12 protein-coding genes and 1 pseudogene are annotated in these 15,609 nt (G+C 51.1%); 8 read left to right on the top strand and 5 right to left on the bottom strand.

What is annotated here, in order from left to right:
* The first annotated feature begins 154 nt into the window (after positions 1–154).
* The 7 genes and pseudogenes from U9970_RS14085 to U9970_RS14110 all read left to right on the top strand — a co-directional run bounded on the left by U9970_RS14085 (position 155) and on the right by U9970_RS14110 (position 9,445).
* Positions 155–1,576 (top strand): hypothetical protein, encoded by a 1,422-nt coding sequence (locus U9970_RS14085; protein WP_322764729.1) that lies wholly within the window; start codon positions 155–157, stop codon positions 1,574–1,576.
* A complete protein-coding gene (locus U9970_RS14090; protein WP_322764730.1) occupies positions 1,573–3,762 on the top strand; it encodes an ATP-binding cassette domain-containing protein in 2,190 nt (729 codons plus the stop codon). Before U9970_RS14085 ends, U9970_RS14090 begins: the two co-directional genes overlap by 4 nt.
* On the top strand, positions 3,759–5,924 hold the full coding sequence (locus tag U9970_RS14095; RefSeq protein WP_322764731.1) for an ATP-binding cassette domain-containing protein: 2,166 nt from the start codon (positions 3,759–3,761) through the stop codon (positions 5,922–5,924). Before U9970_RS14090 ends, U9970_RS14095 begins: the two co-directional genes overlap by 4 nt.
* A 68-nt stretch (positions 5,925–5,992) precedes the next feature.
* A pseudogene (locus tag U9970_RS14320) lies at positions 5,993–6,182 on the top strand (IS5/IS1182 family transposase); the annotation flags it as partial.
* A gap of 202 nt (positions 6,183–6,384) precedes the next feature.
* Positions 6,385–7,644 carry a YcaO-like family protein gene (locus tag U9970_RS14100; RefSeq protein WP_322764732.1) on the top strand — a complete coding sequence of 420 codons (1,260 nt, stop codon included), beginning with the start codon at positions 6,385–6,387 and terminating at the stop codon, positions 7,642–7,644.
* A gap of 26 nt (positions 7,645–7,670) precedes the next feature.
* Positions 7,671–8,600, top strand: coding sequence for a phytanoyl-CoA dioxygenase family protein (locus U9970_RS14105; protein ID WP_322764733.1), 930 nt, complete (start codon positions 7,671–7,673; stop codon positions 8,598–8,600).
* Positions 8,597–9,445 carry a hypothetical protein gene (locus U9970_RS14110; RefSeq protein WP_322764734.1) on the top strand — a complete coding sequence of 283 codons (849 nt, stop codon included), beginning with the start codon at positions 8,597–8,599 and terminating at the stop codon, positions 9,443–9,445. The genes U9970_RS14105 and U9970_RS14110 overlap by 4 nt, the downstream gene beginning before the upstream one ends.
* A 36-nt stretch (positions 9,446–9,481) precedes the next feature.
* Here the strand turns inward: U9970_RS14110 and U9970_RS14115 are convergent, their stop codons facing one another.
* Both U9970_RS14115 and U9970_RS14120 read right to left on the bottom strand, forming a co-directional pair.
* Positions 9,482–10,549, bottom strand: a complete 1,068-nt coding sequence (locus tag U9970_RS14115) for a hypothetical protein (protein ID WP_322764735.1) — start codon at positions 10,547–10,549, stop codon at positions 9,482–9,484.
* Between the two features lie 569 nt (positions 10,550–11,118).
* Entirely contained in the window at positions 11,119–11,469 is a 351-nt protein-coding gene (locus U9970_RS14120) for a Nif11-like leader peptide family natural product precursor (RefSeq protein WP_322764736.1), read from the bottom strand.
* A gap of 773 nt (positions 11,470–12,242) precedes the next feature.
* On the opposite strand from U9970_RS14120, the gene U9970_RS14125 reads away from it, so the two are divergent.
* A complete protein-coding gene (locus U9970_RS14125; RefSeq protein ID WP_322764737.1) occupies positions 12,243–12,491 on the top strand; it encodes a hypothetical protein in 249 nt (82 codons plus the stop codon).
* A gap of 600 nt (positions 12,492–13,091) precedes the next feature.
* Here the strand turns inward: U9970_RS14125 and U9970_RS14310 are convergent.
* The 3 genes from U9970_RS14310 to U9970_RS14135 form a co-directional block, all read right to left on the bottom strand.
* Positions 13,092–13,400, bottom strand: a complete 309-nt coding sequence (locus U9970_RS14310) for a Nif11-like leader peptide family RiPP precursor (RefSeq protein ID WP_407653050.1) — start codon at positions 13,398–13,400, stop codon at positions 13,092–13,094.
* Positions 13,401–13,446: 46 nt separating this feature from the next.
* On the bottom strand, positions 13,447–13,725 hold the full coding sequence (locus tag U9970_RS14130; protein WP_322764738.1) for a hypothetical protein: 279 nt from the start codon (positions 13,723–13,725) through the stop codon (positions 13,447–13,449).
* Positions 13,726–14,264: 539 nt separating this feature from the next.
* Positions 14,265–15,521, bottom strand: a complete 1,257-nt coding sequence (locus U9970_RS14135) for an IS256 family transposase (RefSeq protein WP_322765564.1) — start codon at positions 15,519–15,521, stop codon at positions 14,265–14,267.
* Between the last annotated feature and the right edge of the window lie 88 nt (positions 15,522–15,609).

A 15,609-nucleotide genomic window follows, 5' to 3' on the forward strand; every position in this document is an offset into this window, starting at 1 on the left:
CCCTGATTCCAACCCTAGCCAGACAACCGAGGAAAGTTCTTCCTCGAGTCGTGCAGCGGATCGTTTCGGAATTTTTGAGAAAGTTGCCTTGGAACGGCTTCGGGCTGGAGCCGATGCAACTAAGCCTGCATCATTTTTACCTCTGCCAGTGAGGTTGACAGCTATTGCTGCGGCATCCATTGCGGGGCTAGGTGTCCTGTGGGCTGTGTTTGCTCGGGTGCCGGTGCAGGTTAATGGCATCGGTGTTTTTGTGTGCATGTGTACTACGCCGCGCAGTCAGATCAGAAGTTTAGAAGCTCCTACATCCGGAATCCTGCACTACCAGGTAAGTGGGTTTGGGCCTAACACTTTGCCTGAAGAGCAGAGAGAGCGTAATGACGTGCTACGCCAGCTTGGACTTATTCAAACAGGCTCGCTATATACTGAGGTGTACGATGCCGCTAGGTTGAAATCTTTGGTTGAGTTGGCTTTGGCTCCAAGCCAAGGTCTGGTTCTTGACCTGTCGGCCCCAGTTCAATCTTTACCTATGCAAATAGGAAAGTTGGAACGGGATAACGCGCCACCTGTTGTGAGCTATCCGGGAGGGACCGTACTTGCCCGAATTGAGGATCAATCTGCCAAGGAAGCCTTGACCTCGTCTCTGGTTAGCATTTTGCCCACAGAAAGTATGTTGCGTCAGCAGCAAACGGGTAGAACAGAGCGTGCAGGCCGATTGGGCGGCCTCAATGCTTTGCAAGCAAATCAGCGATCATCCATTGAGAGGGAGCTTAATCAAAGGAGAGAATTATACCAACGCTACGTGAAGCTTTGGAAGCAAGGATACCTACCAAGTACGGCTGTATTGGAGGAGCAGTCGCGTATTAATTCCCTGGAAAGTCAACTGCTTAACGCGAAATCCACGCAAATAAGCACGAAGATGAGTCGCGATGATCAGATTGAACAGTCGAAGCAGGCAGCGGTTTCCAATCTTGATAGTCGAAACAAGCTTCAAAGTCAATTGGCTGCTTATTTGAGCCGGACAACTGTCTTCGCCCCAGTCAAAGGCATTTATCTTTTGAGTCGAAACTTCTTCAACGGCAGCTTTGTGAAGCAGGGCCAAGAGTTACTTGTTTATACAACAACACCCCCCTACCTTCCGGGTACTATCCCAGTGTTCCTGGATCCTGCCACCGCGCAACAGGTCGTAGAAGGTATGTCGGTGTTAGTTACTCCCAAGGGTATATCCAGGGCTCAATATGGAGGCATTCCTGGTAAAGTGATTGAGGTCAGTAAGCAACCACTCGACAGTGATGGGTTGATGGGTGCTCTACAGAGTCGCGCTTTGGTGCCCCCGATTCAGCAGAGTGTCCCTGCTCCCTATCTCGTGCGTGTACAGCTGGAGAAATCCACCCCAGCAGAATGTAACCAGGCAAGCAGTTATGGCTGTTACCGTTGGAGCTCTGGTCGGCGACCTCCCCAGCCAGTACGCATTACCAGCCTGGCTGACGTACAGATCACTACTGTGCATCTGAGGCCGATCGAGTTTGTGATGCCGGCGCTCCGTCGCGCGATGGGCTTGGTGGTAGACAACACATGAAGCGTTCTCGCCGGGTTGTTACACCCACTGTTTTACAGTACGAAGCGGTTGAATGCGGAGCTGCCAGCCTCAAGATCGTGCTTGGTTACTGGGGCAAAATTTTGCCTTTGGCCCAACTGCGTGAGCTTTGCGGGATCAGCCGTGATGGTGTGACTGCCCTGCAGCTAAAACAGGCTGCCCAACTTGTTGGGCTTGAAGTGAAAGCATTTGGTCGCGCTGCTGAAGCCCTGCGCACCTCGGGTTCATTTCCCTGCATCATTTTCTGGAATTTCAATCACTTTTTAGTTCTTGAGGGCTTCGAGCATGGACGGGCTTATCTGAGTGATCCTGCTTTTGGCAGGCGCAGCGTCGACTGGGAAGAATTTCAGACAAGCTTCACCGGTATTGTGCTGGAGCTTCTTCCAGGAGCTGGTTTCAGCCCAGGAGGCCGGGATCCAAGCCTTTATCGCTGGGTGCCAAGCTTGCTTGCTCCCTACCGCAGCCTGTTGCCCTGGCTTGCCCTGGTTTCACTTTTTGGAGCTCTGCCAGAATTATTCATAGCTGGAGCCACCAGCCAGTTCATCGATGGCTTTCTGCAGGAAGGGCGTGAAAACATCGGCATTCCGGTGATTTGGATCACATCAGTTGCTGTTGTGGTACTGATTGGAATGCTTAACCTGCAAAAGCTGATTCTACGCAGTCTTGCGAATCAGTTGCTTAAGCGTATTAGCAGCATGCTCTATATTTCGCTATTCAGCCTTCCCTATCGCTATTTTGTTCAGCGTATGAGTGGAGAGCTTGCAACCAGGCTGATTCTTCCATTCTCGCTTGTGCAGCTCGGCGTAAGTGGAGTCATCGATTTCGTGCTGTCACTTGGGTCAGGCCTGATTGCCCTTGTTGTGGGTTTGTTGATTTCTCCCTGGTTGTCTTTGTTCACAATTTTGATAGCGGGTGGCAACTCTGCTTTCACTCTATGGGTTAGGGAAGTGCGTAAAAGTGATAACTATAAGTTGGCGATGCTTCAGGGAAAAGCGCAGGGCACAGGCATTTATGTGATTCAATGCATTGAAAGTATTAAGGCAAGTGGTCTCGAAAATGAATCATTTATGCAATGGTCTGCAAATTTCAATGACGCCTTGGCTGAACTGCAAAAACAATCTCTTGCTGCGGCCGTAGTTGGCTTGGTTGGTTCTACTTCCGGGTTCTTGTTGCGTTGTGGAGTCATCCTGCTCGGCGGTATCTTGATCATTTTGGGTCAGAACAGTCTTGGTGAACTCATGGCCTTTCAATTTCTGATGGGCATGATTCAAGCACCACTGCAGCAGTTGAGTCTTCTCAGTAACCAGCTACAACAGCTTGATGGTGATGTGGGGCGTATCAACGATGTTATTGATAGCGAAGTCGATCCGATGGTTCGCAGTTTTAGGATCACTTCTGATGTGAAGGATGACCAGCGTCAGCTGGCCGGACGGATTGAGTTAAGTGAATTGGTTTATCAGTTCAGTTCAACGACACCCTTAATGTTCTCTGGCATTAACTTTACTCTTGAAGCTGGTCAACACCTAGCTATTGTTGGGGGTAGTGGATCTGGCAAATCCACATTGCTGCGCTTGCTGGCTGGCCTTTATAGGCCCACCCAAGGATCTATCCTTTATGACGGCCGTGATTGGCTGGGCTGGGACGATCCAACAATGCGCAATTCGATTGCCCTAGTCTCCCAGGATGTGTTTCTATTCCCAGCCACCCTAGAGCAGAACTTAAGCTTGTGGGATCCACGTTTTAGTTCTGCTGAAGCGTTGACTGCTTTGAATCAGGCAGGCCTTCTCGACGATCTTGGTGGTGCCGGAGCTCTGTCACTGCATTTGGGTGAAGGTGGTGCAAATCTCAGTGGCGGACAACGCCAGCGTGTGGAGATTGCCAGGGCACTGCTGCGTCAGCCCACCTTGCTGCTGATGGATGAGGCAACCAGTTCCCTGGATGATCGTCGTGAGCGACAGATTCTTGCTGCAGTTAAAAGCCAGCCACGAACCTTGGTCACAGTGGCTCATCGAATGTATGGAGCGCAGATCAGCGACTGGGTGATTGTGCTTGATCAAGGTCAGTTGGTAGAACAGGGTCCGCCTGGAGTGCTGGCCCAATCGGGGAGTTTCTACCAGCGACTATTGGAAGCCGAGTTGTTCAGTGTCGTTGGAGGGCCCAACTCATGACGCTTTCCCAAACACGCCAGGACGCTCTTCTTCGCGGCGTATCTGTTGTTCAGCAGGATTTGCCTCACCAAGGGCTACTCAGCGCTGAGGGAGGTGATCCAGCCTGTACCGCTTTGGCTTATGCCATGTTGATACTTGGCGACAAAAGAAAAATAGCTTCTGTAAAGGGTGATTTCGGCACTCTACTGGAGGCTAACAACATAGCTCATCGCGATGTTAAAACGCCAGCAGATTTGGTTCTCTCTACGCGAGCCATGCTGATTGTTTTTGCTAAGAACGACGGTCGGCCGCTTTCAGTCCATCGGCTTGGCGCAAAGACCGTCGTTTTTGATCCTCTTAGCGGTCAAAGGCAACCTTTGGATACTGGCTTGGCGCTTAAGCCCTATGCCTACGAGCTCTATGCATCCCTGCCAGTGCCGCTGAATTCGCTTTGGCAGTTGCTTAGATTTGGATTAGGTACAAATATATCTCCGCTATTGTTGGTTGTATTCAGTGCGCTAGTGGTTGCGATTTTCAACCTCAGCATACCCGTTCTTACTTCGTTCTTGGTTGGTACTGTTCTGCCGCTTGGGGATCTACAACTGCTTGTTGAGACTTCCTTAGTAGTCCTTTTGATTGCATTGTGCACTGTGGTTTCACAGGGTTTTAGCAGTTTGGCAATGGTCCGGATGGAGTCCCTTGTGAATTTGCGACTTGAGGCTGGGGTCTGGAGCCATCTGCTGCGTCTGCCATTGCAGTTTTTCCAGAAGCTAGGTACCGCAGACCTTCTTGCCCGGGTTGGATCGATTAGTCAGATGCGTCAACTTGTGAGCAGCGGTCTTTTGACTGCTGGGCTTGGCTTGTTGTTTTCAATCACTAATCTCATAATGATGTTTGTCTATCAGAGCCAGCTGGCTTGGGTAGCGGCAGCATTTAGTCTTCTCAGTGCGGTGGTTATGGTTTTGCTGGTATTACAGGCAGCAAAGTTTGAACAACCCCTGCAAGAGGGACGGGCTCGCGTGAGTGACATGGGATTGCAGGGGGCGGTGGGTATGCCGCAGATTCGAGTTAGTGGCAGTGAGCCTTTTGTATTTGAGCAGTGGATTCGTAAGGTGGTGGGGCTTGGCGGGCTGATGCGCCGTGTGTCGCTGGCGAACGATTCCTTGGAGATCCTTGCTCGTGTGCTCACTCCGCTTGGGCAAGTTGTGATGTTTGTCGCGTTGGTGTGGATGTTGCATCAGGCAAAGACCCAACCATCGATGGCTGGTGGACCTGGAGCATTGAGTGCAAACCAACTAGTAGCCGCGTTTGTTGCTTTTCAGGCAGCGTATATCTCCTTCAACAGCCAGTTATCAGGCCTTGCAGTGCAGGTCGCAAACACGGTGGCTCAGCTCGTGGTGCTATGGAAGCGTAGCTGCGTAGTGATGTTTGCTAGCCCTGAAGCTGGTTCAGGTGAGGCCACTCAGATGCATGAGGTTGTCGGAAAAATTGAGCTGGTGAATCTTAAGGTTCGTTATCCCGATGCTCCGCTACCTTTGCTCGAGGAGATTAATCTGACTATCCCGCAGGGAGGATACACTGCAATTACTGGGGTCTCAGGCTGCGGTAAAACAACTCTTCTACGTTGCTTGCTTCGGCTGATGGAGCTTGAGGCCGGTGTGATCAATATTGACGGCGTTGACCTAACCCAGTTGGCTGTGCGTCAGTACCGGCGCCAGCTGGGTGTGGTGCTTCAAAATGCACCTCTGCCTACTGGTTCAATTTACGAGATTGTTCGCGCGGGTAGGGCTTATAGCCATGAAGAGATTTGGAAGGCACTTGATCAGGCATCAGTGGCTGCTGATGTGGAGCGGATGCCAATGCAGTTGGAAACGATAATTAGTGAGGGGGCGATGGGCATTTCTGGTGGCCAACGTCAGCGCCTCTCACTGGCAAGAGCACTTGTTGGCCAGCCCAAAATATTACTTTTAGATGAGGCAACTAGTGCTCTCGATGCTCCTACCCAAGCTGCGGTTACACGCACACTTGAGTCCATGGCTATTACTCGTATTGCCATCGCTCATCGCTTGTCCACGATCGAGTCGGCTGATCAGATTGCAGTGATATCAAGTGGACGCATTAGCGAGCTGGGAACTTATTCTGAGCTTTCGTGCAAGGTTGGTGGCTATTTGCAGCGGAGTTAGGGAGACTCTGGAAAACCCAGCCCGGCTGCGCGTCAATGAGCCTGAAATCGCAGGCCAGGACTGGGTTGATGGGTGGCAAACAGCTTGGCTTCTCTGATTACGCGCTCACCACAGCCAAGAAGCAGACCAATCGGGAGAAGTTTCTCTCTGAGATGGAGGTGGTGGTGCCGTGAGAAGCGCTCATCGACTTGATCGAGCCCTGCTACCGGAAAAGATATCGATACCCACGGAACAATGAGACTTCATCTATTACGCCAACGGGGCCTTGCATGTTGACAAAATCTGCGGTTGCAAGAAGGCACCACTCTTCCACTGTCTTATCTACTAATGAGCCGAGTTGTCCATCCTCCCAAGACTCTATCTGCAAGCCTTGCTCGCCTTTAGATGCTGCTCTATGTATTCACTGGGCACTGGTATCTTTATGCATGATAGTTTCTAAAGGGTTGGCTTGCATGAAGGAATGCTCCGCAACCCGTCAAGCAGGCGATCTATTCATGTGTTGCTTGTACCGCGTCAATCCAGTAGCATTGGCAACTTGGATCCTTTGACAATGGAAGACCTTAAGACATCGCTTCGAACTCAATCTGCGTCCAAAACTATTGAACTGGTTAGCCCTTCTCTCGAAGGGCTTGGAATCGTTGGCGTATTTGACCATACAAGTAGCTGCATTCCTGAGCTTCATGTTTTTGAAGCACTTAGGAAGAACGCTCATTCGGGTTATCTTAATCTTGGCAAGGGGTATACAGCATCAGCTGCTACTGCCTCGGCGATTATGGAAGGCATTGAGATGAGCCTGATAGAGTCTCCTCTTATTAAAGGCATGCCCTGGGTGAACAGTCTTGATGGCCGAATTGTCCGCTTCCGCGATGCTCGTTACTGCCTCTCCTCAAATGTCGAGCAACCAATAGTTAACTGCATCCCTTGCAGAGATCTTATTGCTGATACTAAATGCTTTGTTCCAGCCTGTGATGTCTTTTATCCCGCAGCGTTGGAGGCGGGGCTGCCACTTAGATCCTTTACCAATGGACTGGCCTCTGGCAATACCGTAGACGAGGCGATGCTGCATGCGCTCTATGAGCTTATCGAAAGAGATGCCATGCAGTATTGCTTTGATAAACCTGATTCTGTAATACCTGTCTGTTCAGCTTCATTTGGCGATCAACTGCTTGACAACGTTGTCGATCGACTGGCTGATCAAGGCCATCTTTTGATTCTGCGTTTGTTGCGGTCAAAAGCTGCAGCGGTTTTCGAGGCCACTCTATTCATTAAGTCTCCCGACAAAGCATATCAGCTCTTCAACGGATGGGGATGCAATCATAGTCCGTTGATTGCGGCTCGCCGCGCTATTTCGGAAGCTGCGCAGGTATGGCGTATTCAAGAGGCGATAGAATTGAATACACTTCCAGCGAGCCGGCGCAAGGGTGGATACGTAGTTTCTTCCGATGATTACCTGGCCATGCCTAGGACTCACCTTAATCCTAAGCCAACTATTGCCGCCATCAATGAAACCACTTTGGATTCTGCTATGGGAATGGTTGGCATGCAAACTACGAACATCGAGTTATCGGTGGATCCCCGCCTTCTGGTTAGTGACTTGATTTCAAAATTTACGGCAATGAATGTAACGAGCCTCTATTGCGTTGGCCTCAGTCCTGAGAATCTTCCTGTGCACGTAGTTCGTTGCTTTTCATCTGACTTGGCTTGTCCAATTGGGCTTTAGCGTCTTCAGAACTCTCGATTCGTCTTATGAACCTTTTAGCAAAACTTGCAGTCTTAGCTCAAGAGTATCCCAGCCTAAGATATGGTGAGCTGCATGACATGCTTTGTGAACAAGGCTGGGTACTAGATCCGCTCAGTGAAGAAGCTCGTAGGCTTGCTAATCAGGTTCCAGGTTGGAAGGCCTTGTTTATCCTTAATGCGAATGCTCAGCTGTCAGAGCGTAAGCCTAAGTTGTTTCCACAACTAATCCAGACTGGTGAGTCGCTGTGTAGAGACAACTATGTCTCAAGTCAAGTGATCGACAAGATGCTTTCTCTGTATAAGGGCCAGATTCTGATACGAGGAGATGCACCTCTATATCTGGCTGACTACCTGTCAGATCTCAGCCCGGAGCTTTCTCAGTTTCTTGTTGATATTGCAAAGAGTGTAGTCGCAGATCTTATGCACAATGCCCTATTGCTTGACCAGTCTCTCCTTGGCGAATCTATGGTTCTGCTTATGAACCGTTGTTTGCTGCGTAGAACTTATCCTTGCCATGAAATTAGCCAGATCTCAAAGAACAAGAATAATCAGGACTGGCACCAGGATAGTAGCATTGTGTATGGAGGGAGGCCTATGTTGACTGTTTGGATTCCATTGCAAGAGTCTTCTGGTCAGAAGATACCGGGAATTGAACTTGCTAGTCTTCGCTCGTCCTACTTCTCTTCCTGTTTTGGTGATGGCGTAGCCGACTTGTCAGATGTTTCCAAGGATTTCCCTGATGAAATCATTTCTACGGTCATTCCACGTCTCAATGCTGGTGGATATGCCGTTTTCAACGGACTAACATATCATCGAACATACGCTAGTGATTGTATGGCAAGCGCTCGAGATGCTTTGCTGATTAGGATTGCTCCCCGTTCCCATGCAGGCTACTTTCCTGGTGATCGCTCTAAAGATATTGAGTTTAGGTTGTGAAAGTTGAGATATTAGGGTCTGGACCTGTTGCACTTAGCTATGCAAACTGGCTTGCATGGCTTGGTCATAAGGTCTGTCTTATGAGGAGCGACCAATTCCACTCACACGATCCCTTACCACTTGTTACTTGCGAGCTGGATCTGGGAATTCGTATAATAGAGCAGCCAGCTGCAATCCTGGCATTTGCACCCCACTATATTTCAGCTTCTCTTAGTTTTAATTCTGATATAATTTTCATTGTTGCTTCACCTGAATCTCTAACGAGCTATAACTCGTATTTGCTTTCTGATAGCGCCGTTTCCAAGCCGGTAATCCTTTTGACTAGCTGGCATAAGCAACTTGGTGAACTAGTTTCCCAATTGCCTTTTAAATGCTTTCCTGCTTATCCATTGATATGCTGTGAGGATTGGGCCGGCAAACTAACCACAGTGGGCGGTCAGTGGCTTGAAGTTGATGATTCACTTGGCTGTTCAATTTATGGACTTCGTTCGATCAATATGCTTGAGCAGTTGGGCTTTTGCATTCGGCAGATTCCAATGAGTAAGCGCTTTAGTGCTCGTTTTGCGCAAACATCTTTTGCATACGCTTATATCCGAAGTCACCCTGCATATGATTATTTGACGCCAATCGTTGGTTTTGATGTTAGTCATGCACTGTCTAGGCTGAAGGGTATCCTCGCCTCCGAACCCGATCTGCTCTCTCAGGTGGAAGGACTGGATTCATGCTTAGATAGGCTTTGGAGCGAACGTCACCATAATGGTGCCCAGGGCTGGATTCTCGACACTCTTATGAGACATAAGCCTGGCAAAACTGATTACTTTCTTGAGAGGCTCTGGCTGGGTTGATCCTCTCCTGCCTAGATATCTTTGTATTACTTTCTTCTAAGAATGTTGCTCCACAAGGCGAACGTAAGACTTGAGCTTTGCGTGCGAATCGGGCGAGAAGATAACCTTTATATGGTTTAGCTTGGCAACTCTCTTTTTTCTACTCATTTTCTCTGAGCCATCAAGAAATCCGCGAGTTTCAGTTCCCTTTGGCAGGTAGTTCAGCAAGTTTTCGACACTCTCTATTTGATCTGAATCGATCTTGAAAACGTCATCAAGTAAACTTAGAAGCAAATCAGGGAGAGCACGGCCTAGGAGGCCTTGCGGATGGAGCTCTATTCCAATCTGTGGTAATAAGAGGTCGCTACCAAGATCAATGTCGACACTAGTTGCTGGACGTAGATAGCTGCCATGTTCTTTTAGGTGTGTAGAGTACAACTCAAGACTATGCTCCCAAGAATCATTGGTAATGCTGGATAGATATTGGATATGAGCGTCAGTTTGTGAGCCGTAGAGATGCTGCTTCATTAGCTTTAGGTAGGAGCCTCGACCACACATAATGCCAATCTGGTCTGCATGGCCCAATAATTGGTGAAAATGCCGTACAGTTTTTGAGCAAGTTATAGTTCCTTTGCTTGATTGCCAGGATTCCAGGGTTGAGATGATTCTTTCCCAATCACCTGTCTGGTCTTCTCCATGTGATCTAACCATCTGCCATATCCCCGCCATCATAAGACCATCTCTTCCTTGGTCGAATTCGATCCAGTTCTCGCATGGAAGATACAGCCCTCGTTCTGCGGAAGAAAGGTCGCATTCTTCAATGCAGTCTCTTTGAACGTTCGGCCACCACTCTGGTACTAATTTTCTGCCTTCGATATTGGCAAATTGTTTCGCATTGCAGTATACTAGATAGTCTGGGTGAGAATCTGGTTTGTAGTGATGATATTCAAAGCCGCACGTGGCTTCGCTGGTCTGATACAACTCATCAAGCTCTCCAGCGAGTAACGATGCTTGTTTGTATTTGTGTGATTGTGCTTGGTCAGTGCATTCAGATATATACCATTTTACGAGGCTGGCATGAGAAGCTCTTGGATTCGATTTTAAGCTATTGGGAGTGATTGCCATCATTTGTGTCCTATAAGTGCGCTTAAGGAATATCTGAGATGAATGAATGTTCGAAGAAGCAGAAGTATGCTTATCCAAGTAAGCATGTACGTGGTTGCAGATTTGCGCAATGTAAGCAAATTAATGTGTGCATTGGCAATTCTTGGGAGAGCAGCGCAATTCATAACGGCTGTGCTGGTTTCTTGTCCTATTGGCTGTTAGCTACTTCTTCGTTGAGTAACTGGAGTAGCTTGTATAACTCCTGTTGATTGCACTGCCGGAGTGTCCCTATTTGAGCATGAAAAAAGCCCTGAAATACTGCTTTGAGGGATAGTCTGCTCTCTCTTGTCAGAGAGATATTGGAGCAGCCCAGTGTTGGCGATTGGCGCCAAGTGGAGCATCAATGCCAACTTGCTTTGGACTGCTGAATTCAATCAAGGCACCCAGCGGGTATGAGTGCCTCGCTCTCCTAATTGTTCCCAAGCTCTTGTAAGGCTGAATCATTATTATTCTAGCCTAAAGCTGGTACACGGGTAGCCCCGCTCTAGATTAGGAGAGCTGTTGAAGCGCTTGGTGGATGAAGGTTGAATTCAGCCAATGTTTATTGTGATATTAGCTGTGTTATTAATATTAAATGTTGGGTTCATTCCAGAGGTGCCAGCCACTGCGGCAACTGCTCCTGCCAACGGCCCTGGCAGCGTTACCGGCGGCCTTATGTTAAACCCTCCGGAAACAGTCGCTAGATCACTATCTGTAAGTTCTTCTGTTGCTTGAATCTGACTTTTGTTTAGTACTTCCATCAATTCGTCAGGGGAGAAGTCCAGCCCCAGGCTGTGCGCTAACTTCAGTCGTCCGTCATTGTCAGCAGCCTCAAACTTTTGTTGCAGCACTGTGTTGTCACCTAGTTCTTGCAAAAAAGCCTTTGCGTTTTCTACGGACATGGATGTTCTTGTTGATGAGCAACCCTAATTATTGTAACATGTATGCACGAAACTATTGACTCAATGTCACGTGATTACCCATAAGCCTCTGCAAGCCTGAGATCGCCCTCCGTGCAAGGCGTGCAGCAGCAGACTGCATTGGTGATCCGTTACGTCATCGCAGGCATTGAGAAACGCCGGTTGAAGCGGAAGCAGAAGCCGGCCAGGTTGCGCCGGGCGTACTTGTCATAGCCGCAGGCCCGCGTAGCGCTAGTTGAAGGCATGAAAGGTGCCGCAGAAGCTGGTCTTGAGGTTGCCTAGCAACGTGTTGATCCAGCGGAACTGCGGCAGGTCGTTGGGGGCTTGCACCGTTGACAGCAAACTTGTGGTCGCAGTTGGCTGTCGTCACGGCTCGGAAGCAGGCCAAGCCATCGGAGAGCACTTGGCTGCCGGGCATCAGATGGCGTTTGGCTCATTCAGCGATCGCCTCTGAGCTGAAGCCGCTCACGCCTGTGATCCTGGCGTGAATTGGATGGCCAGCCTCGTTCAAGGAGACGGCCGCAACGATTGGGATCTTGTTCTCTGATCCCCGATGTCCCGTGTCAATCAGGTTGATGTGCACATTTTACCTTTAAGGCTGTTACGCGTTTAAGGTTGTTGCATTAGAACTGGCAACCGCCTATTGCATCGGCGCGGGGTGACGCCAAAGGCCTGAGGTAGCCCGACCCGGCTCTCTCAAGGAGGGAGAGAGGATTGCCTTGGCGATCAACGCGGCAGCAGAGCGTTACCGGAGCTTGAGCCGTGCGGGGAAGCAGCAGCTGCTGAATGAGCTGCAGGCCCTCACCGGCTATCACCGCAAATCGCTCCTACGCCGGTTGAACCAGCGAGCGGATCAGCAGCAGAGCAGAGCAGCCTGCGGGGCCAACACCGGCGCCGTTACGGCCCCGAGGTGGTTGAGGCCCTGGTGCCGCTGTGGGAAGCCAGCGACCGGCTTTGCGGCAAGTGGCTCCATGCCCGCTGCCGCAGCTGGTGGAGACGCTTGAGCACCACGGCCACTTGCAGCTTGAGCAGGGCGTGAGGGCGAGGGTGTTGACGATGAGCAGCGCCACGTGCCCGGTGTCAACTACGTGGGCGGGCGCGATGAGCTTGTCGCACACCGGCTAAGCGTTGCTTAGATTTTAGAAGCCCTTGGTACCCAATTGATCAAATATTAGAAGTATAGGAAGATTTAGCCGATTCATGTCGAAGAGGTGATGGCATCTGAGAAGGAACAAGATGGCTAGAGCGCCATCGACAAGTCCACGTTGGAGCCGGAGATGTCAGAACTGAATATGACCGAACTCAGTTGCTACTCTGCCGTGAGCGGATGAGTTCTCCGAGCAGGTGAGGCGCGACGGCAGTCTGTTCAGGATGTTAATGATAAGACAGTATTTAGCTTTAAAGAGCAGAAGGAGTTCGAAAGGTTCCGTGCTTAGCTCCAACGGCAGATCTAGGCGCTCAAGAAGGAGCTGCAGTGTATGAAGAAGGTTCTGGTAGCGACAGCAGCAGGCATAGGATATAAAATAAAAAAGCCACCTGAATGGTGACCTTTGATTAATAGCTTACCTAGAGGTCGCAATCAGAAGCGGAAAAGGTCTTTAGGGTTACTTAATAAGAATCGCAAGGCCGATTGCTGGCATCGCTAGACTAGCACCAGCAGCTCCACCTGCCCACGAGAGACCTGAATCTACTCCCTCATTCCCAGACCAAGACCCTCCTGCTACACCAGCAAGATCTGCATCTGACAACTCAGATGTGACTGACGCAGCTCCCTTGATGATCTCTTCTGGTGTAATGCTAATTCCTTGCTGGAGAGCAAGGGCGCAAATGTTATCGAGCGATTGTGATGTCTTTATGGCCTCCCCCAATGTTGCATCAGTTTGGCAAGCGTCAACAAGCTGCTGGAAAGACATTGTTTTAGGATGTTGTTTGGGTGCTAAGAAATAAGTAGATTAAAATTTATTTTACCATCACGCCAAAAGCTATAGCGCCTGTCACAACTGATCTATCATTGTCATCGTTATTCGTCCAAGCCCCACCAGCGACTCTAGCAAGTGCGGCGTCATCAAGTTCCGTAACTGATTCCGAAGCGTAACGAATTAAATCTCCACTGGTGACGGTCACCCCTTTCTGTTCTAGGTAATTCGCAACCTGCTCCGGCGTGCTAAAATTTTCTATTTCTTTTAGGTAATTAGGATTTTCAGCGAAGAGCGCTGAAAGTTTTTCTTGGGAGGTCATTTAATTTGAACCATTGCTTAATAGTAATATCACGTTCCATGATCTTCACCGGCTTTCCCCGGTTTCGTAAATATATCGACATGTGTCACGCATGACTTCCATGCTGACCACCGACGATTAATTCAACCAAGAACAGGAGCCGCTTCAACGTCCAGTAGAAGCAGTAGACCATTGAACCCAGCCCTCCCCCTCTGCCAGGAAAGTTGACGCCTCTCCATGGCCAGGCGAATCGCCGCGGTCGCGCCCGACCACCACAGGAGCCGAGGCCAGTGCCACGGCTGCGGGCCGCAGGCCCGAATTAGGTGTGGAGCTGGGACAGCACCTACCTGCCAACAACAGTGCGTGGGGTAGCGCCCCTCCGAGTGGTGTAACTCAGGCGGTCCTGTGACCCTTTCCGGAGGGTGAACAGATGCAGTCAAGGGGTGACTGCTTGGAAGCTGATTACTCAGCTCCGTTTATCCACTATGAACCCTGATCGCTGAATTGGCAACTCAGCGATCGATCTGTTCTGTGTAGATCGAGGAAGGATGTGTTGCGCTTCAGCTGGTGATTGCTGACGGCTGGGCAGTCGGATCAGCATCAGTGAGCTCCAGCGGCTCTTCTGGTTCCGGGATCTTGGCCATGGTCGCCTCGGAGAAGAACCGGCGGCGCTCCAGCTGCCATTCCTCCTGCTGCTCCAGCAGCTGGCTGCCCACCAGCCGCACGATCGCAGCGTCGTTGGGGAAGATGCCGACCACGTTGGTGCGGCGTTTGATCTCCTTATTGAGCCGCTCGAGCGGGTTGGTGCTCCACACCTTACGCCAGTGCTCCTGGGGAAAGTGGAGGAAGGCCAGCACGTCGTCTCGGGCGGCGTCCATCACGGGCACAGCTGTCGGGAACTGCTTGCGGAGCATCTCGGTGACTCGCTGCCAGTGGGAGCGCACCTGATCGGGGGCCTGGATGACGAACACCGCTTTCATGGCAGCGGCCACCATGTCCTGGCCGGCTTTGGGCACATGGCTGAGCAGGTTGCGCAGAAAGTGCACCCGGCACCGCTGCCAGCTGCTGCCCTGGAACATGCGCTTGATCGCCGCCGTCAGCCCCAGGTGAGCATCGGAGATCACCAGTCGTGTGCCAGTCAAACCACGCTCTTTGAGCGAGCCCAGGAACTGGCGCCAGAAGCCCTCGGCCTCACTGTCGCCAACGGCGATGCCGAGGACCTCGCGGTAACCGAGGCCGTTGATGCCGATGGCGACGACAACGGCCCTGGAACAGACCTGCATGTTGCAGCCCAGGCGGCCGTGGAGGTAGGTGGCGTCGAGGTAGAGGTAGGGGAAGCGGGCATGGTCCAAAGGCCGGCCCAGAAAGGCCTTCACCTGCTCGTCGAGTCCAGCGCAGATGCGGCTCACCTCCGATTTGGAGATGCCGCTGGCGCCGCCCAGCGCCTCCACCAGGGAGTCGACCTTCCGTGTGGAGATGCCGCCGGTGTAGGCCTCCATCACCACGGCGTAAAGAGCTTTGTCGACCCTGCGGCGCGGCTCGAGCCAGTCGGGGAAGAAGCTGCCCTGACGCAGTTTGGGGATAGCCAGGCTGAGATCGCCCACCTGGGTGGTGAGCAGCCGCTGGCGGTAGCCGTTGCGGTGGGTGGAGCGCTCGTCAGGGCAGCGCTCATGGCGCGTGGCACCAATGGCCGCGGAGACCTCGGCTTCCAGCAGTTCCTGGAAGCCCCGGCGCACGATCTCAGGGATCAGGGCGCCAGCGGTGGTGCCCTCCATGAGCTGAGCCAGCTCGGAGGCGCCACTATGGGTAAGGGTCATGGTCTGTGTTCGGTTCGGTGGTAGTGCTCCGAACAGGGTCACAGACCGGCCCACCCATTGCCACAGCACAGACGTGAGGGAGGCGAGC

Source organism: Cyanobium usitatum str. Tous (assembly GCF_963920485.1).
Taxonomy (GTDB): domain Bacteria; phylum Cyanobacteriota; class Cyanobacteriia; order PCC-6307; family Cyanobiaceae; genus Cyanobium_A; species Cyanobium_A usitatum_A.

Bases quoted from the DNA above. Each gene is read 5' to 3' on its own strand.
- U9970_RS14100 (WP_322764732.1), top strand. From the start codon at position 6,385: ATGCTCCGCAACCCGTCAAGCAGGCGATCTATTCATGTGTTGCTTGTA.
- U9970_RS14135 (WP_322765564.1), bottom strand. From the start codon at position 15,521: ATGACCCTTACCCATAGTGGCGCCTCCGAGCTGGCTCAGCTCATGGAG.
- U9970_RS14090 (WP_322764730.1), top strand. From the start codon at position 1,573: ATGAAGCGTTCTCGCCGGGTTGTTACACCCACTGTTTTACAGTACGAA.
- U9970_RS14310 (WP_407653050.1), bottom strand. From the start codon at position 13,400: ATGTCTTTCCAGCAGCTTGTTGACGCTTGCCAAACTGATGCAACATTG.
- U9970_RS14095 (WP_322764731.1), top strand. From the start codon at position 3,759: ATGACGCTTTCCCAAACACGCCAGGACGCTCTTCTTCGCGGCGTATCT.
- U9970_RS14115 (WP_322764735.1), bottom strand. From the start codon at position 10,549: ATGGCAATCACTCCCAATAGCTTAAAATCGAATCCAAGAGCTTCTCAT.
- U9970_RS14105 (WP_322764733.1), top strand. From the start codon at position 7,671: ATGAACCTTTTAGCAAAACTTGCAGTCTTAGCTCAAGAGTATCCCAGC.
- U9970_RS14130 (WP_322764738.1), bottom strand. From the start codon at position 13,725: ATGACCTCCCAAGAAAAACTTTCAGCGCTCTTCGCTGAAAATCCTAAT.
- U9970_RS14120 (WP_322764736.1), bottom strand. From the start codon at position 11,469: ATGTCCGTAGAAAACGCAAAGGCTTTTTTGCAAGAACTAGGTGACAAC.